At 55.2% G+C, this 23,395-nt stretch carries 19 protein-coding genes; 12 read left to right on the top strand and 7 right to left on the bottom strand.

Annotated elements, in window-relative coordinates:
* Positions 1-242 precede the first annotated feature (242 nt).
* Positions 243-1,067 (top strand): protein bax, encoded by an 825-nt coding sequence (locus tag K5E19_RS21415; protein ID WP_221552987.1) that lies wholly within the window; start codon positions 243-245, stop codon positions 1,065-1,067.
* 39 nt (positions 1,068-1,106) lie between these two features.
* On the opposite strand, the gene xylR is transcribed toward K5E19_RS21415, so the two are convergent.
* The 4 genes from xylR to xylF form a co-directional block, all read right to left on the bottom strand.
* Positions 1,107-2,285: a D-xylose utilization transcriptional activator XylR gene (gene xylR, locus K5E19_RS21410; protein WP_221552985.1), complete on the bottom strand. Its 1,179-nt coding sequence runs from the start codon at positions 2,283-2,285 to the stop codon at positions 1,107-1,109.
* Positions 2,286-2,319: 34 nt separating this feature from the next.
* A complete protein-coding gene (xylH, locus tag K5E19_RS21405) occupies positions 2,320-3,501 on the bottom strand; it encodes a xylose ABC transporter permease XylH (RefSeq protein WP_010436746.1) in 1,182 nt (393 codons plus the stop codon).
* Positions 3,479-5,020 carry a xylose ABC transporter ATP-binding protein gene (locus K5E19_RS21400; protein WP_221552984.1) on the bottom strand — a complete coding sequence of 514 codons (1,542 nt, stop codon included), beginning with the start codon at positions 5,018-5,020 and terminating at the stop codon, positions 3,479-3,481. The genes xylH and K5E19_RS21400 overlap by 23 nt, the downstream gene beginning before the upstream one ends.
* 71 nt (positions 5,021-5,091) lie before the next feature.
* Positions 5,092-6,084, bottom strand: a complete 993-nt coding sequence (gene xylF, locus K5E19_RS21395) for a D-xylose ABC transporter substrate-binding protein (RefSeq protein ID WP_221553022.1) — start codon at positions 6,082-6,084, stop codon at positions 5,092-5,094.
* Between the two features lie 370 nt (positions 6,085-6,454).
* On the opposite strand from xylF, the gene xylA reads away from it, so the two are divergent.
* The 4 genes from xylA (at position 6,455) to K5E19_RS21375 (ending at position 10,854) form a co-directional block, all read left to right on the top strand.
* A complete protein-coding gene (gene xylA, locus K5E19_RS21390) occupies positions 6,455-7,777 on the top strand; it encodes a xylose isomerase (protein WP_221552983.1) in 1,323 nt (440 codons plus the stop codon).
* A 60-nt stretch (positions 7,778-7,837) separates the two neighbouring features.
* Complete coding sequence (xylB, locus tag K5E19_RS21385) at positions 7,838-9,292, top strand: xylulokinase (RefSeq protein WP_221552982.1); 1,455 nt, start codon at positions 7,838-7,840, stop codon at positions 9,290-9,292.
* 102 nt (positions 9,293-9,394) lie between these two features.
* Entirely contained in the window at positions 9,395-9,934 is a 540-nt protein-coding gene (locus K5E19_RS21380) for an isochorismatase family protein (protein WP_221552981.1), read from the top strand.
* Positions 9,934-10,854: a GlxA family transcriptional regulator gene (locus K5E19_RS21375; protein WP_221552980.1), complete on the top strand. Its 921-nt coding sequence runs from the start codon at positions 9,934-9,936 to the stop codon at positions 10,852-10,854. Before K5E19_RS21380 ends, K5E19_RS21375 begins: the two co-directional genes overlap by 1 nt.
* Here the strand turns inward: K5E19_RS21375 and K5E19_RS21370 are convergent.
* Positions 10,847-11,842: an acyltransferase gene (locus K5E19_RS21370; protein ID WP_221552979.1), complete on the bottom strand. Its 996-nt coding sequence runs from the start codon at positions 11,840-11,842 to the stop codon at positions 10,847-10,849. The genes K5E19_RS21375 and K5E19_RS21370 overlap by 8 nt on opposite strands.
* A 184-nt stretch (positions 11,843-12,026) precedes the next feature.
* Here K5E19_RS21370 and K5E19_RS21365 point away from each other — a divergent pair, with 184 nt between their 5' ends.
* The 3 genes from K5E19_RS21365 to glyS all read left to right on the top strand — a co-directional run bounded on the left by K5E19_RS21365 (position 12,027) and on the right by glyS (position 15,483).
* Positions 12,027-12,332 carry a YsaB family lipoprotein gene (locus tag K5E19_RS21365; protein WP_221552978.1) on the top strand — a complete coding sequence of 102 codons (306 nt, stop codon included), beginning with the start codon at positions 12,027-12,029 and terminating at the stop codon, positions 12,330-12,332.
* A gap of 160 nt (positions 12,333-12,492) precedes the next feature.
* Positions 12,493-13,404, top strand: coding sequence for a glycine--tRNA ligase subunit alpha (gene glyQ / locus K5E19_RS21360; protein ID WP_221552977.1), 912 nt, complete (start codon positions 12,493-12,495; stop codon positions 13,402-13,404).
* A 9-nt stretch (positions 13,405-13,413) separates the two neighbouring features.
* Entirely contained in the window at positions 13,414-15,483 is a 2,070-nt protein-coding gene (glyS, locus tag K5E19_RS21355; RefSeq protein ID WP_221552976.1) for a glycine--tRNA ligase subunit beta, read from the top strand.
* Positions 15,484-15,563: 80 nt separating this feature from the next.
* Here glyS and fadA read toward each other — a convergent pair whose 3' ends face one another.
* Both fadA and fadB read right to left on the bottom strand, forming a co-directional pair.
* On the bottom strand, positions 15,564-16,727 hold the full coding sequence (gene fadA, locus K5E19_RS21350; protein ID WP_221552974.1) for an acetyl-CoA C-acyltransferase FadA: 1,164 nt from the start codon (positions 16,725-16,727) through the stop codon (positions 15,564-15,566).
* Between the two features lie 9 nt (positions 16,728-16,736).
* On the bottom strand, positions 16,737-18,926 hold the full coding sequence (gene fadB / locus K5E19_RS21345) for a fatty acid oxidation complex subunit alpha FadB (RefSeq protein ID WP_221552973.1): 2,190 nt from the start codon (positions 18,924-18,926) through the stop codon (positions 16,737-16,739).
* Between the two features lie 188 nt (positions 18,927-19,114).
* On the opposite strand from fadB, the gene pepQ reads away from it, so the two are divergent.
* Genes pepQ through hemG form a run of 4 tightly spaced genes read left to right on the top strand, consistent with a single transcriptional unit; the run spans position 19,115 to position 23,108 of the window.
* Positions 19,115-20,446 (top strand): Xaa-Pro dipeptidase, encoded by a 1,332-nt coding sequence (gene pepQ / locus K5E19_RS21340; RefSeq protein WP_221553020.1) that lies wholly within the window; start codon positions 19,115-19,117, stop codon positions 20,444-20,446.
* Positions 20,446-21,060, top strand: coding sequence for an IMPACT family protein (locus tag K5E19_RS21335; RefSeq protein ID WP_221552972.1), 615 nt, complete (start codon positions 20,446-20,448; stop codon positions 21,058-21,060). The genes pepQ and K5E19_RS21335 overlap by 1 nt, the downstream gene beginning before the upstream one ends.
* Before the next feature lie 40 nt (positions 21,061-21,100).
* Complete coding sequence (gene trkH / locus K5E19_RS21330; protein ID WP_221552971.1) at positions 21,101-22,552, top strand: Trk system potassium transporter TrkH; 1,452 nt, start codon at positions 21,101-21,103, stop codon at positions 22,550-22,552.
* A 10-nt stretch (positions 22,553-22,562) separates the two neighbouring features.
* On the top strand, positions 22,563-23,108 hold the full coding sequence (hemG, locus tag K5E19_RS21325; protein ID WP_221552970.1) for a menaquinone-dependent protoporphyrinogen IX dehydrogenase: 546 nt from the start codon (positions 22,563-22,565) through the stop codon (positions 23,106-23,108).
* Positions 23,109-23,395 lie beyond the last annotated feature (287 nt).

The raw sequence follows: 23,395 nt of genomic DNA, 5'->3' as shown, positions 1-23,395 counted from the left end.
TCTGCCAGGAGGACGCGAAGGGATGAGTGATCCCGCGCAAAATTAGGCAGTTATCTGCGATATCGCACACATTTTTTCAGAATTGATGCTTTAGTGAGCATGTTTCAGGTGACATAGTTTCGGATTTGGACTATTTCTATACGTGCTCTGGAAGACTATTTTTGATATGATTTGAGATTCCGCTCTCAAATTTGTGAAAAAAAATAAGGTGTTGGGATGATTACATCCGACCAGGAGACCTAATGATATCGACTCCCATTCGACGATATGGGGCTGCGATACTCATGTTACTCACCACGGCATTTTCGGGTGAGGTGCTTGCGAAGACGCACACGGATACAACGAGTAAGAAAGCCCACGTAATAAAGACGACAAGTAGTAAGGTTAGCAGTAAACAAGAGTATTCTCGCAATAGTGCAAAGAGTAGTTCACTTCCTGATTTGCGAAAATACCCTTCCGGAACACCAAGGAAAAAAGCGTTTCTCCGGACGGTAATGCCTTACATCACAAGTCAAAATGCCGCGATTACTGCGGATCGTAACTGGCTGATCTCAAAACAGTACGATAGCCGCTGGTCGCCGTCTGAGCGCACTCGCCTGAAAGAAATTTCAAAACGCTACAAGGTGAAATGGAATGGCAACACGCGTCGTGTGCCGTGGAATTCACTTCTGGAGCGTGTAGACATCATTCCGGGCAGCATGGTGGCAACGATGGCCGCCGCTGAAAGCGGTTGGGGTACCTCCAGGCTTGCACGCAACAACAACAATCTTTTCGGCATGAAATGCGTGAAAGGGCGTTGTAATAATGCACCCGGTAAAGTGAAAGGCTACTCGCAGTTTGAATCGGTTAAAGATTCCGTGAATGCCTATGTCGTGAACCTAAACACGCATCCGGCCTACTCTTCGTTCCGTAAGTCTCGCGCCCAGCTGCGTAAAGCGGATCAGGAAGTGACGGCCAGCACGATGATCCACAAGCTGAAAGGTTATTCCACCCAGGGACAGCGCTATAACAACTATCTGTTTGCGATGTACCAGGATAACCAGCGCTTAATTGCCGCGCATATGTAATCCCCAAAAAACGCCTTCCATCGGAAGGCGTTTTTCTTTTTATATCAGCACTTCGCTATACCGTTCCCGGTACTCTTTCGGCGTGGTGTCATACTCCTTTCTGAACACCGAGTAGAAATACTGCAGCGACGGGTAGCCGCACATCTGTGAAATTTCATTGATGGAGAGCGACGTGGAGATCAGCAGGCTGCGCGCTTTCTCCAGTTTTTCCGCATGAATAACGGCGTGAATGGTTTCACCCACTTCCTCTTTAAAGCGCTTTTCCAGGTTTGAGCGAGAAATGCCGACCGAATCCAGCACCTGATCCACCTTAATGCCTTTGCAGGCGTGGTTGCGAATGTAATGCATGGCCTGAATGACGGCCGGGTCGCTTAAGGAACGATAATCGGTTGAGCGGCGTTCGACGACACGCACAGGCGGAACCAGCAGGCGCTGAAGCGGCAAGGCTTCGTTGTCCAGCAGGCGGTGCAGGAGCTTCGCGGCCTGATAGCCCATTTGACGGGTTCCCTGCGCGACAGAGGAGAGCGCCACGCGAGACAAATAGCGGGTTAACTCTTCGTTATCGATGCCAATTACGCACAGCTTTTCAGGCACCGGAATATGCAAATGTTCGCAGACCTGCAGCACGTGGCGCGCACGAGCATCTGTTACCGCAATAATCCCTGTCTGGGGCGGCAGCGTTTGCAGCCAGTCCGCCAGGCGGTTTTGCGCGTGCTGCCAGTTTTCCGGTGCGGTTTCCAGCCCCTGATACACCACACCGCGATATTTCTCCTTTGCGACCAGCTGGCAAAACGCATGCTCGCGCTCTACCGCCCACCGTTTGCCGCTCGAAGAGGGCAACCCGTAAAAGGCAAAGCGATGCACGCCTTTCTCTTTTAAATGGAGAAAGGCGGCCTCGACCAGCGCATGGTTATCGGTTGCGATGTAGTGGACCGGCGGATAGTGATCGGGCGAATGATACGAGCCGCCGACGCCCACGATAGGAACGTCGACGTCTGTTAGCAACTGCTCAATGACGGGATCGTCATAGTCAGCGATAACGCCATCGCCCAGCCAGTCTTTGATGTTCTCCAGACGGGTGCGGAAATCTTCTTCAATGAAAATATCCCACTCGGATTGCGACGCCAGCAAATATTCACCAACCCCTTCAACCACCTGACGGTCGTAGGCTTTGTTGGCATTGAATAACAACGTAATGCGGTGACGCTTTTCAAACATGGCTCACTTTCCCAAATAAGTAACAATACTGTTCTCAGGCACGTCGCTTGGTTGCAGAGTCCATCCAGACTGCCAGCAAAAGAATCGCTCCCTTCACGATATACTGCCAAAACGTTGGGACGTCCATCATACTCATCCCGTTATCCAGCGAAGCCATAATAAATGCGCCCATCACCGCACCCGCCACGCTACCGACACCGCCTGCGAGACTGGTTCCGCCGATGACACACGCAGCGATGGCATCCAGCTCGGCAATGTTCCCTGCCGACGGTGAACCGGCCCCCAGACGCGAGCTGAGGATCAGCCCTGCAATTGCTACCATCAGGCCGTTGATGGCAAAGACGGCGAGTTTGGTACGTTCGACGTTGATTCCTGACAGACGTGCCGCCTCAAGATTACCGCCAATGGCATAAATACGTCGGCCAAACGCGGTGCGCGTCGCCATAAACATGCCGCCCAGCAACAGGAGCGCCAGCAGCAGAACGGGCGTCGGGACACCGCGGTAATCGTTCAGCAGCCAGATGGCACCCAGCACAATCACGGCGGTGAGCGCCTGACGACCGACCACGGAGGTCGATGCCGGAGAAGCCAGCCCCAGCGCCTGACGGCGCATACGGCCACGCCACTGCCATGCGATGAAGGCCATCATGCCCACCACGCCAATCGTAAAGCCGATGCCATCAGAGAGGTAGCTCTGCCCAATCTGCGACATAGACGCGCTGGTGGGAGAGACGGTAGTGCCGTTGGTGATGCCGATCAGAATCCCACGGAAGGCCAGCATCCCGGCCAGGGTGACGATGAATGACGGCACCTTACGGTAGGCAACCCACCACCCGTTCCACGCCCCCAGTACCAGACCCAGCGCCAGCGTCACGACAATGGTGAGCGGCAGCGGCCAGCCTAACCAGACATCAAATATCGCCGCCACGCCGCCGAGCAGGCCCATCATCGACCCGACCGACAGATCGATTTCCGCTGAGATAATCACAAACACCATCCCCACGGCCAGAATGCCGGTGATGGCAGTCTGGCGCAGCAGGTTAGAGATATTACGGGCACTCAAATAGGAGCCGTCGGTCATCCAGGTAAAGAACAGCATGATGGCGATAATCGCTGCGATCATCACGAAGACCTGCAGGTTTAGCGCTTTCAGCCCCGCGAACGCGCCGGGTGTCGGCACGGCAACTTTGATATCAGACGGATTGCTTTTCGACATGACGTTCGCTCCTTAGGGCGGCTTCCATCACCTGTTCTTGCGTCAGGTTCTGGTTAATCAGATTGGCTTTCAGTTTCCCCTCATGCATGACCAGCACACGGTCGCTCAGGCCGAGCACTTCGGGTAATTCAGACGAGATGACAATGACGGCAATGCCTTGCTGCACAAGCTGATTAATGAGCTTGTAGATTTCATACTTCGCGCCGATATCTATCCCGCGCGTCGGTTCATCCAGAATTAAAATTCGCGGGTTGAGGAGCAGGCAGCGCGCCAGAATCGCCTTTTGCTGGTTCCCCCCGCTGAGGCGCCCAATGGCCAGTTCCGGGGAGGAGGTTTTGACCTTGAGCCTGGCGAGTGACTGAAGAATGCACTGCTGCTCGGCAGCGTCGTCCAGGCTCGTCAGGGCGCCGGAGAACTGGTTTAGCGCCGCGAGGGTGATGTTTTTACCGACGGCCATTACCGGCACGATGCCGTCCTTTTTGCGATCTTCCGGCACCATGGCAATGCCATGGGCAATCGCCTGCTGGCAGTTGTCGATTTTTACCGGCTGACCATCGATGTAAACGCTGCCTTCCCAGCGTCCGGGCCACACGCCAAACAGGCATTGAACGGCTTCGGTACGCCCGGCACCAACGAGGCCAGCAATGCCGAGAATTTCACCGCGGTGAAGGGAAAAGGAGACGTCGTTAACTCGCCTGATATGGCGATTCACAGGATGCCAGGCGGTAAGATTTTCCACGCGCAGGATTTCATCCCCCACGGCGTGGGGTTCGTTCGGGTAGAGCGCAGTGAGTTCGCGCCCCACCATCATGGTGATGATGTCATCTTCACTCATGCCCGTGGCTTCGCGCGTGCCGATGTGTTGGCCGTCGCGGATCACGCAGATGGTGTCCGAAATGGCTTTCACCTCATTAAGCTTGTGCGAAATATAAATGCAGGCAATACCGTGGTTTTGCAGGTCACGGATGATATTGAGCAGAACAGCGGTTTCCTGTTCCGTGAGCGAGGCCGTTGGCTCATCTAGGATCAGCAGTCTGACCTGCTTGTTCAGGGCTTTGGCGATTTCGACCAACTGCTGTTGCCCCAGGCCAAGGTCCCCCACGCGGGTATCCGGTGAAATACTGAGGCTTACCTGTGCCAGCAGCTTTTCACAGCGCAGCGTCATGGTGTCGTAGTCCAGCACGCCGTGACGTGAGATTTCGGCACCCAGGAAGATATTTTCCAGCACGGTGAGGTGCTTCACCAGTGCCAGTTCCTGATGAATAATGGCGATACCTTTACGCTCCGTATCGCGAATGTGTGTGGCCTGAATGACCTCACCGGCAAAGACGATTTCACCCTCATAGCTGCCATATGGATAGATCCCGCACAGCACTTTCATCAGCGTCGACTTGCCTGAACCGTTTTCACCGCACAGCGAAACTACTTCGCCAGGGTTTAGCCGCAGGCTTACGTTATCGACCGCTTTCACCGCGCCAAAGGCTTTGGTGATGCTTTTCATTTCTAATAAATAAGACATAACTGCTCCACGTGACCTGAGGGAGAACAGGACAAACCGGTGCGCCCCTGCCGGGCAGGGGCAACGCGGGATTACAGTTCACTCTTTTTGTGGAAACCGTCTTTAATGACAGTGGCGTCAATGTTCTCTTTATTGACTTCAATTGGGGTGAGCAGACGAGCCGGAACATCTTTGAGTCCGTTGTTCAGGGTCGCGTCAGACTTAGGCTGTTGACCCTTGCCCAGCTCAACGGCAATTTCAGCTGCCGTATTTGCAAGCTCGGTGATGGGCTTGTAGACCGTCATGGTTTGGGTGCCAGCAATAATGCGTTTTACCCCGGCGAGATCGGCATCCTGTCCGGAAATAGCGACTTTGCCAGCCAGCCCTTGGGCGCTGAGGGCCTGAATCGCGCCGCCAGCGGTGGCATCGTTAGAGGCCACGACCGCATCAATTTTGTTGTTGTTGGCCGTCAGCGCGTTTTCCATAATTTTTAGCGCGTTTTCAGGGAGCCAACCATCAGCCCATTGATCGCCAACCACTTTAATTTTTCCGTTGTCGATGTACGGTTTAAGGACTTTCATTTGTCCTTCGCGGAACAGTTTGGCGTTGTTATCCACTGGCGAGCCACCCATCAGGAAATAATTCCCCTGAGGCACTTTATCGACCAGGCTTTTGGCTTGTAATTCACCCACTTTTTCGTTGTCGAACGAAATATAATAATCAATGTCCGCGTTATTAATCATGCGGTCATAGGCTAATACTTTTATGCCTTCTTGTTTGGCTTCTTTCACCACGTTACTTAATACCTGGCCGTTATACGGGATAATGACCAGGACATCGACGCCACGGTTGATCATATTCTCAATTTGCGACATTTGCGTTTCTTCGTTGCCATTAGCCGACTGAACAAACACGCTTGCGCCGAGGGATTCTGCTTTTTTTACAAAAATATCGCGATCTTTTTGCCAGCGCTCCAGGCGCAGGTCGTCAATGGCCATGCCGATTTTCACCTCTTTGGCATGTCCGGCAAAGCTTGCAAGCAGGAGAGTAGTACAGAGTGTAAGGGACAGGTTCTTTATCTTCATAATTATTAGGCCTTTTTGTAGGGGATGTGTCGCTGAGATAAAAGAAACATTCACTGCTGAGACGCAGCAAATTTTTAACGTGGAAAGGCCCGCTGGCAATTACAGATTTTTATCTTCTCATTATGATATTTGGTTTATTTCTGAATTTATGACCGCGATCGGATTTTAAAACACGTAACTTATTAATTACATTTGATTCTGGAATCTGCACCGAAAAATAGTTTGTCTGCGCATTATTTTGCGAGCCAGCGCACAGTTGTGCATTCTCTCAATAGCAGTGTGAAATAACGTAATTGAGCAAGCCGGAATGTGTATTCACTATTACTCCTGTATCTACGACTCGCCGCATACCCTGATTATGGAGCTCAATATGCAAGCTTATTTCGACCAACTCGATCGCGTTCGTTACGAAGGCACGAAAACGACCAATCCTTTAGCATTTCGTCACTACAACCCGGATGAGCTGGTGCTGGGTAAGCGCATGGAAGATCATCTGCGCTTTGCCGCCTGTTACTGGCATACGTTCTGCTGGAATGGTGCCGATATGTTCGGTGTGGGTTCTTTTGACCGTCCATGGCAACAGCCTGGCGAAGCCATCGAACTGGCGAAGCGTAAAGCGGATGTCGCGTTTGAATTCTTCCATAAGCTGAATGTGCCGTATTACTGCTTCCACGATGTGGATGTCTCTCCGGAAGGCGCGTCGCTGAAAGAGTATCTGAACAACTTTGCGCAGATGGTGGACGTGCTCGCGGCAAAACAGCAGCAGAGCGGCGTGAAGCTGCTGTGGGGCACGGCAAACTGCTTCACTAACCCTCGCTACGGCGCGGGTGCGGCAACGAATCCGGATCCCGAAGTGTTCAGCTGGGCGGCCACACAGGTGGTGACGGCGATGAACGCCACGCACCAGCTGGGCGGTGAGAACTACGTGCTGTGGGGCGGTCGTGAAGGGTACGAAACCCTGCTGAACACCGATCTGCGCCAGGAGCGTGAACAGATTGGTCGCTTTATGCAGATGGTTGTCGAGCATAAACACAAAATCGGTTTCCGCGGTACGCTGCTGATTGAACCTAAGCCGCAAGAGCCGACCAAGCATCAGTACGATTATGATGTCGCAACCGTGTACGGCTTCCTGAAGCAATTTGGTCTGGAAAAAGAGATCAAAGTGAACATTGAGGCTAACCACGCTACCCTCGCGGGCCACTCTTTCCATCACGAAATTGCGTCCGCCATTGCGCTGGGCATCTTTGGTTCTGTGGATGCAAACCGGGGCGATGCACAGCTCGGCTGGGACACCGACCAGTTCCCAAACAGCGTGGAAGAGAATGCGCTGGTGATGTACGAAATCATCAAAGCGGGTGGCTTCACCACCGGCGGTCTGAACTTCGACGCCAAAGTGCGTCGTCAAAGCACCGATAAGTACGATCTGTTCTACGGTCACATTGGCGCGATGGACACCATGGCGCTGGCGCTGAAAATCGCCGCCCGAATGATTGAAGACGGTGAGCTGGATAAACGCGTGGCGAAGCGTTATAGCGGCTGGAACAGTGAGCTGGGCCAGCAAATATTGAAAGGCCAGTTATCGCTTGCTGAGATCGCGAAGTACGCTGAACAGCATCAGCTGGCACCGCAGCATCAGAGCGGGCACCAGGAACTGCTGGAAAATCTGGTCAATCATTACCTGTTCGATAAATAACCGCATGTCGGCCCGGTAAGCGCAGCGCTACCGGGCATTTCTGTCAAAGGAGTCACCACAATGTATATCGGGATCGATCTTGGCACATCGGGTGTGAAAGCCATCCTGTTAAGCGAACAGGGCGACGTGTTAGACACGCAGACGGAAAAACTGCAGGTTTCACGTCCGCATCCGCTGTGGTCTGAACAGGACCCGGAGCAGTGGTGGCAGGCGACAGATCGCGCAATCACAGCCTTAGGTGCGCAGCACAGTCTCCGTGACGTAAAAGCGCTGGGAATTGCCGGACAAATGCACGGCGCAACGCTGCTGGACAGCCAGCATCGCGTGTTGCGTCCTGCGATCCTCTGGAACGACGGTCGCTGTGCAGAAGAGTGTGCGCTTCTTGAAGAACGGGTACCGACCTCTCGTGACATCACCGGCAACCTGATGATGCCGGGTTTCACCGCACCAAAACTCTTGTGGGTACAGCGCCATGAACCTGAGATTTTTCGTCAGGTCGCGAAAGTTCTGCTGCCGAAAGATTATCTCCGTTTTCGCATGACGGGTGATTTCGCCAGTGATATGTCTGACGCGGCGGGGACGATGTGGCTCGATGTGGCGAAACGCGACTGGAGCGAGGCGATGCTGGATGCCTGCCATCTGACTCGTGACCATATGCCTGTGCTCTTCGAAGGCAGCGAGGTCACCGGCACGCTGCAATCCTCCATTGCCGAACGCTGGAATATGCCTGCCGTACCGGTGGTGGCTGGCGGCGGCGACAACGCGGCGGGCGCTGTCGGTGTCGGGATGGTAGAGGCAGGGCAGGCGATGCTCTCGCTGGGAACCTCCGGCGTCTATTTTGCCGTCAGCGACGGGTATCGCAGCAACCCTGAAAGCGCGGTCCACAGCTTCTGTCATGCCCTGCCGGGGAAATGGCATTTGATGTCGGTGATGCTGAGTGCGGCATCCTGCCTTGACTGGGCAGCGAAGCTGACCGGAATGGCGGATGTCCCTGCGTTTATCGAAGCCGCGCAGCAGGCGGATGAAAATGCCGGTGCCGTCTGGTTTTTACCCTATCTTTCCGGCGAGCGTACGCCGCACAACAACCCGGAAGCGAAAGGGGTGTTTTTCGGTTTAACTCATCAACATGGCCCGGCTGAACTGGCGCGTGCGGTACTGGAGGGCGTCGGGTATGCGCTGGCGGATGGGATGGACGTCGTACATGACTGTGGGCTGAAGCCATCAAGCATTACGCTCATTGGCGGCGGCGCGCGCAGCAGTTACTGGCGGCAGATGCTGTCTGATATCAGCGGGCTACAGCTTGATTATCGCACCGGGGGCGACGTCGGGCCTGCGCTTGGCGCAGCGCGGCTGGCACAGATAGCCGTAAACCCTGATAAACCCCTCGCACAGTTGCTGCCACAGCTTGCGCTTGAGCAAACGCATCTTCCTGACGCAGCACGACATTCGCGCTACGCGGAAAGGCGTGATGTGTTCCGCAGGATCTACCAGCAGCTGCTGCCGTTAATGTCTTAAAACGATTGTCTGATAGAGGCATGACGATGTCCTTTTTTGGTCTGTTCGTGCCTGCGTTTCCTCGTCAGGATAAGGTCATACCCACTGACGAGGAGTTCCATCATGTCCCGCACCGCATTAATCAATATTGACACTCAGCAGTCATTTCATCATCGCGTATACTGGCAGGAGGGCGATATTCCTGCCTTTCAGCAGGCCATGCTGGGGCTGATTGAAGGCTGCAAGTCGCGCAATATTCCGGTCGTTGATATTTTTCATGTAGATGAAGACGGTCCCTTCACCCTGGAAAGCGGCTATGTCAAACCGATGGCCTTTTTACGTCATCAGCCGGATGTGGTTTTCCAGAAACACGTCCATAATGCCTTTACGGACACCGGGCTCGACCGCTGGCTGCGCGAGCGTGATATCAACCGACTGATTATCTGCGGCATTCGCACAGAACAATGCTGTGAAACCACCGCACGGGTGGCCTCTGACCTGGGCTATGCCGTGACCTTTGTGAGCGAGGCTACGCTGACGTTCCCGATGACGTACAAGGGAATTACGCTTAGCGCTGACGAACTGCGTCATCGCACCGAGACGGTGCTGGCCGGGCGTTTTGCCGAGATTAAAACGGTAGCGGAGACGCTGGAGTCATTGTAATGAGCATAGACGTCTGGTTCGTTATGTTGCCCGGGGTGCTGTCATTAGACATGACCGGCCCGGCAGAAACCTTTGTGCTGGCAGGCGACGCGTTTCGTCTGCATTACATTGGCCCACAGCCTGACGTTCAGACGTCGATTGGCCTGACGATGAGTGGCATTCAGCCGCTGCCGGAACGTCTGCCAGAAGGGAGCTTGCTTGTGCTGCCGGGAGTCAGCGACTCCCTCGTTCAGTTCTCAACCCCCCAGGCGCAGCAGGTCCAGCACTGGCTAATGCGGCTGCAGCCGCAGATCCAGCGCCGGGAGATCGCCGTGATGTGCGTCTGTTCCGGCGCGTTGCTGGCGGCAAAGTCGGGCTTGTTGAATAACCGGCAGTGCACCACGCATCATGACGTCATTAGCCGCTTACGCGCCGCAGCCCCCACGGCGACGATTAAAGAGAACCGCATATTTGTGCAGGATGAGAATATCTGGACCAGCGCAGGGATCACGTCGGGCATCGATCTGGCGCTGCATATGATTAACCGCCTTTGTGGGCCAGAAAAAGCCCTGGCCGTCGCGCGTGAGATGGTGGTCTGGTTCCGCCGCTCCGGGGACGATCCGCAGCTTTCACCCTGGCTACGCTACCGCAATCATCTTCACCCGGCTATCCACCGCGCTCAGGACGCCCTTACCGCTGAGCCGCAAAAAGCGTGGCAGATACCGGATATCGCCGCGCAGGCGCACGTCAGCCCACGCCACCTGACCCGGCTTTTTCAGGAACATTTAGGGATAAGCGTTAGGGATTACCTTGAGCAATTGCGTCTGGCCGTGGCCGAACAGTGGTTGTTGCAGGGGCGTGGGGTGGAGCAGGCGTCGCTGGCGGCAGGGTTTTCCTCCCCGCGCCAGTTCCACCGTGCCCGGCAAAGAATCGCTAACTAACGAAGCGACGGGTATCTATTTTTTGCAACAGCATCGACAGCAATAAGCTTACGACCAGCGTGGCGGCAAAAATCCAGATAATATCCAGCAGCGGCCAGCTTTTGAGCTCAATTCCACGCGTGCGAAGCGCATGGATCACCAGCGCGTGAAAACCGTAAATCCCCAGCGAGTGGCGCGAAATAAATCCCACCAGGGGAAGCGGGCGTTCATTGAGCGTATTTTTGACGAGTATCAGCAGGGATACTGAACAGATAAAAACCATCGGGCCGCAGTACAGATACCAGGTATCGGCAAAATTCCCGCGCCACTTCAGCTCGTAAAGCGTACCGCGCGAAATCACGACCACACCGATGATAAACAGCGCTCCACAAAGCCAGTTCATGCTCCGTTTTTGTGTATCCATCATACCAATGGCGCGCCCCAGCAGGCCGTAAAGCACGTAGTAGAAGGTATCGCCGTTGATATAGAGGTTCACCGGCAACCACTCAACGCCGTCGATTTTCTGCGAGACCGTATTCGGGTTGGCGATGATGCCAATCACCACCATCAGGGCCAGGAGCATTTTCCCGCTGACGTTTTTCACCTGGATTAGCGGGGAAAGCAGATAGATAACGATAATGGCGAAGAAGAACCACAGGTGATAGAAGATCGGTTTCTGCAGCACGTTTTTCAGCGAAAGTTCAGCGTTAATTGTGGTGAAAAGCGTGATGTAGAGCAGCGCAATGGCGCTGTAGAAACCCAGGCATGACGCGATGCGGATAAAATGCCTCGGTTGCGCACTGCGTTCGCCAAAGAAGAGAAAGCCGGAAATCATAAAGAACAGCGGCACACTCACGCGGGAAGCGGAGTTAAGGATATTAGCGATATCCCAGTTAACGTGGCTGATGCTGTGCGCGTTGGTGACATACCAGGTTGTCGTGTGGATCATTACCACCATCAAACAGGCTATTCCGCGCAGGTTATCAATCCAGTTAATTTTTGACGACATCAGTTCCTCTGTATTTCTGATAAAGAAAGTGTGACTGCGATTGTGTAAAACTTTCCCCTTGGAAAATTCTGAGTTTAACTCGCTTAACTTGTACGAGGAGCGCGAGATTCGCAGAATGACGCACCATAATCTATAAAAGCGTTGATATTAAAAATAACAGCCACTGACCGGGGCGGTAATAAAAATGATGATGAAGCGTGTGGCGTCACTCTTTCTGCTACTCATACTGGCGGGGTGCAGCGCCTCGCAGGACGTGCCTGAACAAAAAGCACAGCAGGGGAAAATCAGCCCTGAACGTTCGCTGAATATGGAGCAGCTCTGCAAAGACCAGGCGGCGCGCCGCTATAATTCCGAGGTGCAGAAAATTACGGTTAACGGATTTGAGCGCTTTCAGGGGAGCTATGAGCTAAAAGGCTATACTGCGCGTAAAGAAGGCTTTGTCTGTTCTTTTGACGCGGACGGTCAGTTTTTACATCTCTCGATGCGCTAATCTGCTCGTATAATCAGCAGCCACAATGCCCTGGCGTTCTGGCTGCGCGCCTTATTCCCCAATTTATCTTAAACAACCCCGTTTCGTACTGTATATCTTGCAGCCAGCGGGTATACTGATCCCTTCCATTTAAAACCACACGTATCCAGCACGAAATACTATGCAAAAGTTTGATACCAAGACCTTCCAGGGCCTGATCCTGACCTTACAGGATTACTGGGCTCGTCAGGGCTGCACCATTGTTCAACCTTTGGACATGGAAGTAGGCGCAGGCACCTCACACCCAATGACCAGCTTGCGCGCGTTGGGGCCGGAGCCAATGGCGACCGCGTATGTGCAGCCTTCACGTCGTCCTACCGATGGCCGTTACGGCGAAAACCCGAACCGTCTGCAGCACTACTATCAGTTCCAGGTGGTGATTAAGCCATCACCAGACAACATTCAGGAACTGTACCTCGGGTCGCTGAAAGAGCTGGGTATGGACCCGACCATTCACGACATTCGTTTCGTGGAAGATAACTGGGAAAACCCAACGCTGGGTGCCTGGGGTCTGGGCTGGGAAGTGTGGCTGAACGGCATGGAAGTGACGCAGTTCACTTACTTCCAGCAGGTTGGCGGTCTGGAATGTAAGCCGATCACCGGTGAAATCACCTACGGTCTGGAACGTCTGGCCATGTACATTCAGGGCGTAGACAGCGTTTACGACCTGGTCTGGAGCGACGGCCCGCTGGGTAAAACCACCTACGGCGACGTGTTCCATCAGAACGAAGTGGAGCAATCCACCTATAACTTCGAATACGCGGACGTGGACTTCCTGTTCACCTGCTTCGAGCAGTACGAGAAAGAAGCGCAGCATCTGCTGGCGCTGGAGACTCCGCTGCCGCTGCCTGCCTACGAGCGTATTCTGAAGGCCGCCCACAGCTTCAACCTGCTGGACGCCCGCAAAGCCATCTCCGTGACTGAACGTCAGCGCTACATTCTGCGTATTCGTACCCTGACCAAAGCCGTTGCAGAAGCTTACTATGCGTCCCGTGAAGCCCTTGGCTTCCCGATGTGCAACCGAAACAAATAAGAGGCGGCCATGTCTGAAAAAACTTTCCTGGTGGAAATCGGCACCGAAGAGCTGCCACCAAAAGCCCTGCGCAGCCTGGCTGAATCATTTGCTGCGAACGTGACCGCCGAGCTGGATAACGCTGGCCTGGCACACGGTAAAATTGAGTGGTTTGCTGCCCCGCGCCGTCTGGCGCTGAAAGTGGCAAATCTGGCGGCGTCTCAGCCGGATCGTGAAGTGGAAAAACGTGGCCCGGCCATTGCTCAGGCGTTCGACGCGGAAGGCAAGCCGAGCAAAGCGGCAGAAGGCTGGGCGCGTGGTTGCGGTATCACCGTTGACCAGGCCGAGCGTCTGACCACCGACAAAGGTGAGTGGCTGCTGTATCGTGCGCATGTGAAAGGTGAAAGCGCGGAAGCGCTGCTGCCGGATATGATGGCGACCTCACTGGCTAAGCTGCCAATTCCTAAGCTGATGCGCTGGGGAGCATCCGACGTTCACTTCGTGCGTCCGGTTCACACCGTGACTCTGCTGCTGGGCGATACCGTGATTCCTGCGACCATTCTGGGCGTGGCGTCCGATCGCGTGATCCGCGGCCACCGCTTCATGGGCGAGCCTGAGTTCACCATCGACAATGCTGACCAGTACCCGCAGATCCTGCTGGAGCGCGGTAAAGTCATTGCCGACTACGAGCAGCGTAAAGCCAAAATCAAAGCTGACGCTGAAGAAGCGGCGCGCCAGATTGGCGGTAACGCTGACCTGAGCGAAAGCCTGCTGGAAGAAGTCACCTCTCTGGTCGAATGGCCGGTCGTGCTGACCGCGAAGTTCGAAGAGAAATTCCTGGCCGTTCCGGCTGAAGCGCTGGTGTACACCATGAAAGGTGACCAGAAGTACTTCCCGGTATACGCCAACGACGGCAAGCTGCTGCCAAACTTCATCTTCGTGGCGAACATCGAATCGAAAGATCCGATCCAGATTATCTCCGGTAACGAGAAAGTCGTTCGTCCGCGTCTGGCGGATGCGGAGTTCTTCTTCAACACCGACCGTAAAAAGCGTCTGGAAGATAACCTGCCGCGCCTGCAGACCGTGCTGTTCCAGCAGCAGCTGGGTACGCTGCGCGACAAGACCGACCGTATCGCGGAGCTGTCCGGCTGGATCGCCCGTGAAATCGGTGCAGACGTCAATCACGCGACCCGCGCGGGTCTGCTGTCCAAGTGCGACCTGATGACCAACATGGTGTTCGAATTTACCGACACCCAGGGCGTGATGGGCATGCACTACGCGCGTCACGATGGCGAAGCGGAAGATGTAGCCGTGGCCCTGAACGAGCAGTATCAGCCGCGCTTTGCGGGTGACGATCTGCCGTCTAACCCGGTTGCCTGCGCCGTGGCGATTGCCGATAAGATGGACACCCTGGCGGGTATCTTCGGCATCGGTCAGCATCCGAAAGGCGATAAAGACCCGTTCGCGCTGCGCCGTGCCGCGCTGGGCGTGCTGCGTATTATCGTTGAGAAGAACCTGAACCTCGATCTGCAAACGCTGACCGAAGAAGCGGTGCGTCTGTACGGCGACAAGCTGACCAACGCGAAGGTCGTGGATGACGTTATCGACTTTATGCTTGGTCGTTTCCGCGCGTGGTATCAGGACGAAGGCTATACCGTTGACACCATTCAGGCGGTGCTGGCGCGTCGTCCGACCCGTCCGGCAGACTTTGATGCGCGTATGAAGGCGGTGTCCCACTTCCGTACCCTGGAAGCGGCATCAGCCCTGGCCGCGGCCAACAAGCGTGTATCGAACATTCTGGCGAAATCCGACGAGACGCTGAACGAGCGCGTGAACGCTGCAACCCTGAAAGAGCCGGAAGAAATTGCCCTGGCGATGCAGGTTGTGGTGCTGCGCGACAAGCTCGAGCCGATCTTCGCAGAAGGTCGCTACCAGGAAGCGCTGGTGGAGCTGGCGGAACTGCGTGACGTTATCGACGCCTTCTTCGAGAAAGTGATGGTGAACGTGGACGATAAAGATCTGCGTATTAACCGTCTCTCTATGCTCGAGAAACTGCGCGAGCTGTTCCTGCGCGTGGCGGATATTTCGCTGCTGCAGTAATGCAAAAAACCCGCCCCTGACAGGCGGGAAGAACGGCAACTAAACTCATGCCGGGCTGCAAAAGCAGTCCGGCTTTTTTATTACACTCTTTCAAATACCGTCGCGATACCCTGACCCAACCCGATACACATTGTTGCCAGACCAAACTGGGCATCTTTGCGTTCCATCAGGTTGATAAGCGTCGTGCTGATGCGCGCGCCGGAACAGCCCAGCGGGTGACCGAGAGCGATCGCGCCGCCGTTGAGGTTAATCTTTTCGTCGATCTGATCCATCAGCCCCAGATCTTTAATGCACGGCAGGATCTGCGCGGCGAAGGCTTCGTTCATCTCGAACAGGTCGATGTCGCTGGCGGTTAAGCCCGCTTTTTTCAGCGCCAGCTTCGAGGCCGGAACTGGGCCGTAACCCATGATTGAAGGATCGCAGCCCACGACCGCCATCGAACGTACCCGAGCAAGAGGGGTTAAGCCCAGCTCGCGGGCGCGGCTTTCGCTCATCACCAGCATCGCGGCGGCACCGTCGGACAGCGCCGACGACGTTCCCGCCGTTACCGTGCCGGTGACCGGATCAAATGCCGGGCGCAGGGTAGACAGCGTTTCGACCGTGGTTTCCGGGCGGATCACTTCGTCGTAACTGAACTGCTTCAGTACACCGTCTGCGTCGTGGCCGCCGGTCGGGATGATCTCATTCTTAAAGGCGCCGGACTGCGTCGCCGCCCAGGCGCGAGCGTGAGAGCGCGCGGCAAAGGCATCCTGCATTTCACGGCTGATGCCGTGCAGACGAGAGAGCATCTCGGCGGTCAGACCCATCATCCCCGCGGCTTTCGCCACGTTACGGCTCATGCCCGGGTGGAAATCGACCCCGTGGCTCATCGGCACGTGGCCCATGTGCTCAACGCCGCCCACCAGGCAGGCCTGCGCATCGCCGGTCATGATCATGCGCGCCGCGTCGTGCAGCGCCTGCATGGACGAACCGCACAGGCGGTTGACGGTGACAGCCGGAACCGAGTGCGGGATCTCCGCCAGCAGCGACGCGTTACGGGCGATGTTGAAACCTTGCTCCAGGGTCTGCTGCACGCAGCCCCAGTAGATATCGTCCAGCGCGGCTGGATCCAGAGCCGGGTTACGCGCCAGCAGGCTACGCATCAGGTGCGCGGAGAGATCTTCCGCACGCACGTTACGGAACGCGCCGCCTTTTGAACGGCCCATCGGGGTGCGAATCGCATCAACAATGACAACCTTTTCCATTGTGACTCCTTAAGCCGTTTTCAGTTCGCCAACCGGACGGGCTGGCTCAACTGCTGGATAGTAGGGTTCGTTATGGCGCGCTTTGTTACGCAGACCTTCTGGCACCTCATAAAGCGGGCCAAGGTGCTGGTACTGCTGCGCCATATCGAGGTAGCGGGCGCTGCCGAGCGTATCCAGCCAGCGGAACGCGCCGCCGTGGAACGGAGGGAAGCCCAGGCCGTACACCAGCGCCATATCCGCTTCTGCCGGGCTGGCGATGATGCCTTCTTCCAGGCAACGCACCACTTCGTTGATCATTGGAATCATCATGCGGGCGATGATCTCGTCTTCGGAGAAGTCGCGTTTCGGCTGACTGACGTCGGCCAGCAGGCCATCCACCGCGGCATCTTCTTCTTTCTTCGGTTTGCCTTTGCTGTCTTCTTTATAGCGCCAGAAGCCCAGGCCATTTTTCTGACCAAAGCGGTTGGCGTCAAAGAGGGCGTCAATCGCGTCGCGATAATCTTTCTGCATACGCTGCGGGAAGCCTGCCGCCATCACCGCCTGAGCGTGGTGGGCGGTATCAATGCCGACCACGTCCAGCAGATACGCCGGGCCCATCGGCCAGCCGAACTGTTTTTCCATCACTTTGTCGATTTTGCGGAAGTCCGCACCGTCGCGCAGCAGCTGGCTGAAACCGGCGAAGTAAGGGAACAGGACGCGGTTGACGAAGAAGCCCGGGCAGTCGTTCACCACGATCGGCGTTTTGCCCATCTTGCTTGCCCATGCCACCACTTTAGCGATGGTTTCGTCAGAGGTTTTTTCTCCACGGATCACTTCGACCAGCGGCATACGGTGTACCGGGTTAAAGAAGTGCATCCCGCAGAAGTTTTCCGGACGCTTCAGCACGCTCGCCAGTTCGCTGATTGGAATGGTGGAGGTGTTAGAGGCCAGCACGGTCTCTGGACGAACCTTGTCTTCCGTTTCCGCCAGTACCGCTTTTTTGACTTTCGGGTTCTCAACGACCGCTTCAACCACCACGTCGACACGGTCAAAACCGCTGTACTCCAGCACAGGCTGAATGGTGGCGATCACGCCCGCAAGCTTCAGCCCGTCAATTTTGCCGCGCTCCAGCTGTTTATTCAGCAGCTTGGCCGCTTCGGTCATGCCCAGCGTCAGGGATTTCTCGCTGATGTCTTTCATCACCACCGGCACGCCTTTCCAGGCCGACTGATAAGCGATGCCGCCACCCATAATACCGGCGCCGAGAACCGCCGCGTGTTTTGGCGTCTCAACGTTTTTGGTCAGCTGTTTCGCCTTTCCTTTAACGAACTGATCGTTAAGGAAGATGCCAACCAGCGCGCGGGCTTCATTGGTGTGCGCCAGCGGGACAAAGCTCTGATTTTCGAGCTTCAGCGCTTCGTCGCGACCGAGGCGGGCCGCGGCTTCAATGGTTTTCACCGCCGTAATAGGTGCCGGGTAATGTTTACCCGCCGTCTGCATTACCATGCCTTTAGCGATGGTGAAGCTCATGGTGGCTTCAATTTTGCTGAGCTTTAACGGCTCCAGCTTCGGCTGGCGTTTGGCTTTCCAGTCGAGGTCGCCATTGATTGCCTGACGCAGGATGGCGAGTGCGCCTTCAACCAGTTTCTCTGGTTTCACGACGCCGTCGACCAGGCCGATTTTCTGCGCCTGTTCTGCGCCGACATCTTTACCTGCTGCAATGATCTCCAGCGCGCTGTCGGCACCCAGCATGCGCGGCATACGCACGGAGCCGCCAAAGCCCGGCATGATGCCCAGCTTGGTTTCCGGCAGGCCGATGCGCAGATCCGGCGTCGCCAGACGGTAGTCGGTCGCCAGTACGCATTCGCAGCCGCCGCCCAGCGCGTAGCCGTTAACGGCGGAAATGGTCGGAACAGGCAGATCTTCCAGACGATTAAAGACGCTGTTGGCAAAGTGCAGCCACTGGCTCAGCTGTTCTTCAGGCACCAGGAAAAGCGAAAGGAACTCGGTGATATCGGCACCGACAATAAAGGCCGCTTTGTTCGAACGCAGCAGCAGCCCTTTTAATTCAGGTTGTTTTTCAAGAACATCCAGCGCCTGGCCAAGACTGGCCACCGTCGCGGTATCAAGCTTGTTCACTGAGCCGGGGGCATCGAACACCAGTTCGGCAATGCCGTCTTCCAGCCAGTTGAGGTACAGGGTGTCGCCTTTGTAAAGCATGTCAGTCTCCTGAATCCAGCAAGTGGATCTGGTCATACCAGATGAGACGGAGTGTGGAATTTATGTTAATAAAATGCAAATTACTCATTAAGAAATTGCTGCATTGATCACGGTCGGTGGAAATCACGCAGCCGGAGAGAGGTGTGCTAAGATGCGATGACTTGAGCTCAAAAACGAAAGGAAGAATGATGGACTCACTGGCTTCGCTTTATAAAAATCATATCGTTACCCTACAGGAACGTACCCGCGATGTACTGGCCCGCTTCAAGCTGGATGCCCTGCTGATCCACTCCGGCGAGCTGATGAACACGTTTCTTGATGACCATGCTTATCCGTTTAAGGTCAACCCGCAGTTTAAAGCCTGGGTGCCGGTGACACAGGTTCCAAATTGCTGGCTGTTGGTGGATGGCGTGAACAAGCCGAAACTGTGGTTCTATCTGCCGGTGGATTACTGGCACAACGTGGAACCGCTGCCGACCTCTTTCTGGACGGAAGAAATTGACGTCATCGCGCTGCCGAAAGCGGACGGTATTGGCAGCCAGCTGCCTGCCGCGCGTGGCAACATCGGCTACATCGGCCCTGTACCGGAGCGTGCGCTGGGTCTGGATATTCCGGCAGATAAACTCAACCCGAAAGGGGTGCTGGATTACCTCCACTATTACCGCGCGTATAAAACCGATTACGAACTTTACTGCATGCGTGAAGCGCAGAAAACGGCGGTAAATGGCCACCGCGCCGCACACGAAGCGTTCCAGTCGGGCATGAGCGAGTTCGACATCAATCTTGCCTACCTGACCGCAACCGGTCACCGCGATACCGACGTGCCGTACAGCAACATCGTCGCGCTGAACGAGCACGCGTCTGTGCTTCACTACACCAAACTGGATCACCAGGTTCCGTCGGAAATGCGCAGCTTCCTGCTGGATGCAGGGGCAGAGTATAACGGCTACGCGGCCGACCTGACGCGCACCTGGGCGGCGAATGCAGATACCGATTTCGCCCAGCTGATTAAAGACGTGAACGATGAACAGCTGGCGCTGATTGGCACCATGAAGGCGGGAACCAGCTACGTGGATTACCACATCCAGTTCCATCAGCGCATCGCCAAACTGCTGCGTAAGCATCAGATTGTGAAAGACATGAGCGAAGAGGCGATGGTCGAGAACGATCTGACCGGGCCATTTATGCCGCACGGTATCGGCCACCCGCTGGGCCTGCAGGTTCACGATGTTGCGGGCTTTATGCAGGATGATACCGGCACGCACCTGGCGGCACCGTCTAAATATCCTTACCTGCGCTGTACCCGTATTCTTGAGCCGCGCATGGTATTGACCATCGAGCCGGGGATCTACTTTATTGAATCCCTGCTGGCGCCGTGGCGTGAAGGGCAGTTCAGCAAGCACTTCAACTGGGAAAAAATTGACGCGCTGAAGCCGTTTGGCGGCATTCGTATCGAAGATAACGTGGTTATTCACGAGAACGGTATCGAGAATATGACGCGAGACCTGAAGCTGGCCTGATGGAAAGCTGGCTGATACCGGCTGAACCGGTCACCTTTGTCGAGGAAATCAAGAAAAGCCGCTTTATTACGCTGCTGGCGCATACCGACGGCGTAGAGGCGGCAAAGGCGTTTGTTGAGTCTGTCCGGGCGGAGCATCCTGACGCACGTCATCACTGCGTGGCGTGGGTGGCAGGACCGCCGGACGATTCGCAACGGCTGGGGTTTTCTGACGACGGTGAACCGGCTGGCACGGCCGGTAAACCTATGCTTTCGCAGTTGATGGGCAGCGGCGTGGGTGAGATCACCGCCGTCGTGGTTCGCTACTACGGCGGCATTTTGTTAGGCACGGGTGGGCTGGTGAAAGCCTATGGTGGCGGTGTCCAGCAGGCTCTTAATCTGCTGATAACTACCCGCAAAACGCCACTTACCGAATATACTCTGGTATGCGAGTACTCGCAGCTTTCGGGCATTGAAGCGTTACTGAAGCACGTTAACGGTGTGATTGTGCACAGTGATTACCAGGCAATGGTGCAATTACGCGTGGCGCTTCCTCAGGCGGAATTGGCTTCTTTTTCAGCAAAACTCGCTGATTTTAGTCGTGGTTCGTTGCAATTGCTGCCGATTGAAGAATAATCCCCACCTCACTTTTTGAATACCAAAGGAAGCGGCAGAGATGCATTTTCGTGCCATAACCCGAATCGTTGGACTGCTGGTCATACTTTTTTCCGGGACGATGATTCTCCCAGGACTGGTGGCACTTATCTACCGGGACGGCGCGGGACGTGCGTTTACCCAGACCTTTTTTGTCGCGCTGGCGATCGGATCGCTGCTCTGGTGGCCAAACCGTCGTGAGAAAGGCGAGCTGAAATCTCGCGAAGGGTTTCTGATTGTCGTGCTGTTCTGGACGGTGCTGGGAAGCGTCGGTTCGCTCCCGTTTATCTTCTCTGAACAGCCCAATCTGAGCATCACGGATGCGTTCTTTGAGTCGTTCTCTGGTTTAACCACTACCGGAGCGACAACGCTGGTGGGGCTGGATTCTCTTCCCCATGCCATTCTCTTTTATCGCCAGATGCTGCAGTGGTTCGGCGGGATGGGGATCATCGTCCTGGCGGTGGCTATCCTGCCCATTCTGGGCGTCGGTGGGATGCAGCTCTATCGCGCTGAAATGCCCGGGCCGCTGAAAGATAATAAGATGCGCCCGCGTATTGCCGAGACGGCGAAAACGCTCTGGCTTATCTATGTATTACTGACGGTGGCCTGTGCGCTGGCGCTGTGGTTTGCCGGAATGCCCGCTTTCGACGCCATCGGACACAGCTTCGCGACGATCGCGATTGGAGGGTTCTCCACGCACGATGCCAGCGTGGGCTACTTCGACAGCCCAACAATTAACACTATTATTGCCATTTTCCTGCTGATTTCTGGTTGTAACTACGGGCTGCACTTCTCTTTACTGAGCGGGCGCAGCCTGAAAGTGTACTGGCGTGACCCAGAGTTCCGCATGTTCATTGGCGTCCAGCTGACGCTGGTGATCATCTGTACCCTGGTGCTGTGGTTCCATAATGTCTACAACTCCGCGCTGACCACGCTAAATCAGGCGTTCTTCCAGGTAGTATCGATGGCAACAACCGCCGGTTTTACCACGGACAGCATTGCGCGCTGGCCGCTGTTCCTGCCGGTGCTGCTTTTATGCTCCGCATTTATCGGGGGCTGTGCGGGGTCTACGGGCGGTGGCCTGAAGGTCATTCGTATTCTGCTGCTGTTTAAACAGGGGAACCGCGAGCTGAAGCGCCTGGTCCACCCGAATGCTGTTTATAGCATTAAGCTGGGGAATCGTGCGCTACCGGAACGTATTCTCGAAGCGGTGTGGGGCTTCTTCTCTGCTTATGCGCTGGTCTTTATCGTCAGTATGCTGGCTATTATTGCTACCGGTGTGGATGATTTCTCCGCATTCGCCTCCGTTGTGGCGACGCTTAATAACCTCGGGCCTGGGCTGGGCGTGGTGGCGGATAACTTTGCCAGCATGAATCCGGTGGCGAAGTGGATCCTTATCGCTAACATGCTGTTTGGGCGTCTTGAGGTCTTTACGCTGCTGGTGCTGTTTACCCCAACATTCTGGCGCGAGTAAGGAGTCATTAATGAAAACATTAGTTCTTTTCTCTACGCGGGACGGACAAACGCGCGAGATTGCCGCTTATCTGGCTTCTGAATTAAAAGAGCTGGGCATTTACGCGGATGTGGTGAACCTGAACCGTGCCGAACACATTGCCTGGCAGGAGTACGATCGTGTGGTGATTGGGGCGTCTATTCGTTACGGGCATTTCCATCCTGCGCTGGATCGTTTTGTGAAGAAACATAAGGACGTGCTCAATAAGCTGCCCAGTGCCTTCTACTCGGTCAATCTGGTTGCCCGTAAAGCAGAAAAGCGCACGCCGCAGACGAACAGCTACACGCGCAAGTTTTTACTTAACTCTCCGTGGCAGCCAACACTTTGCGCGGTCTTTGCCGGGGCGCTGCGCTATCCGCGCTACCGCTGGTATGACCGCTTTATGATCCGCTTTATTATGAAGATGACGGGCGGTGAAACCGATACGCATAAAGAAGTGGTGTACACCGACTGGTCGCAGGTAGCCAGTTTTGCGCGGGAGATCGCGCATTTAACGGGCGATTCGCGACTTAAATAAGCGTTAAGTTTGAAAAGTGAGCGAACGAAAAGTTTTTTGTATTTTGTGCTTGTCACTTCAGAATAACTCCCTATAATGCGCCTCCACTGACACGGAACAACGGCACACACGCCGCCGGGTCAGCAGAGAAAAGCGAAAATAAACGCTTGACTCTGAAGCGGGAAAGCGTAATATACGCCACCTCGCAACGGTGAGCGAAAGCCGCGTTGCACTGCTCTTTAACAATTTATCAGACAATCTGTGTGGGCACTCAAAGTGACATGGATTCTTAATGTCTTCGGACAATA

Origin of the sequence: Enterobacter sp. RIT637, from assembly GCF_019718755.1 — a bacterium.
Taxonomy (GTDB): domain Bacteria; phylum Pseudomonadota; class Gammaproteobacteria; order Enterobacterales; family Enterobacteriaceae; genus Enterobacter.
The sequence above is the reverse complement of the archived record's forward strand: the minus strand, read 5'-3'. Positions and strand labels throughout refer to the sequence as shown.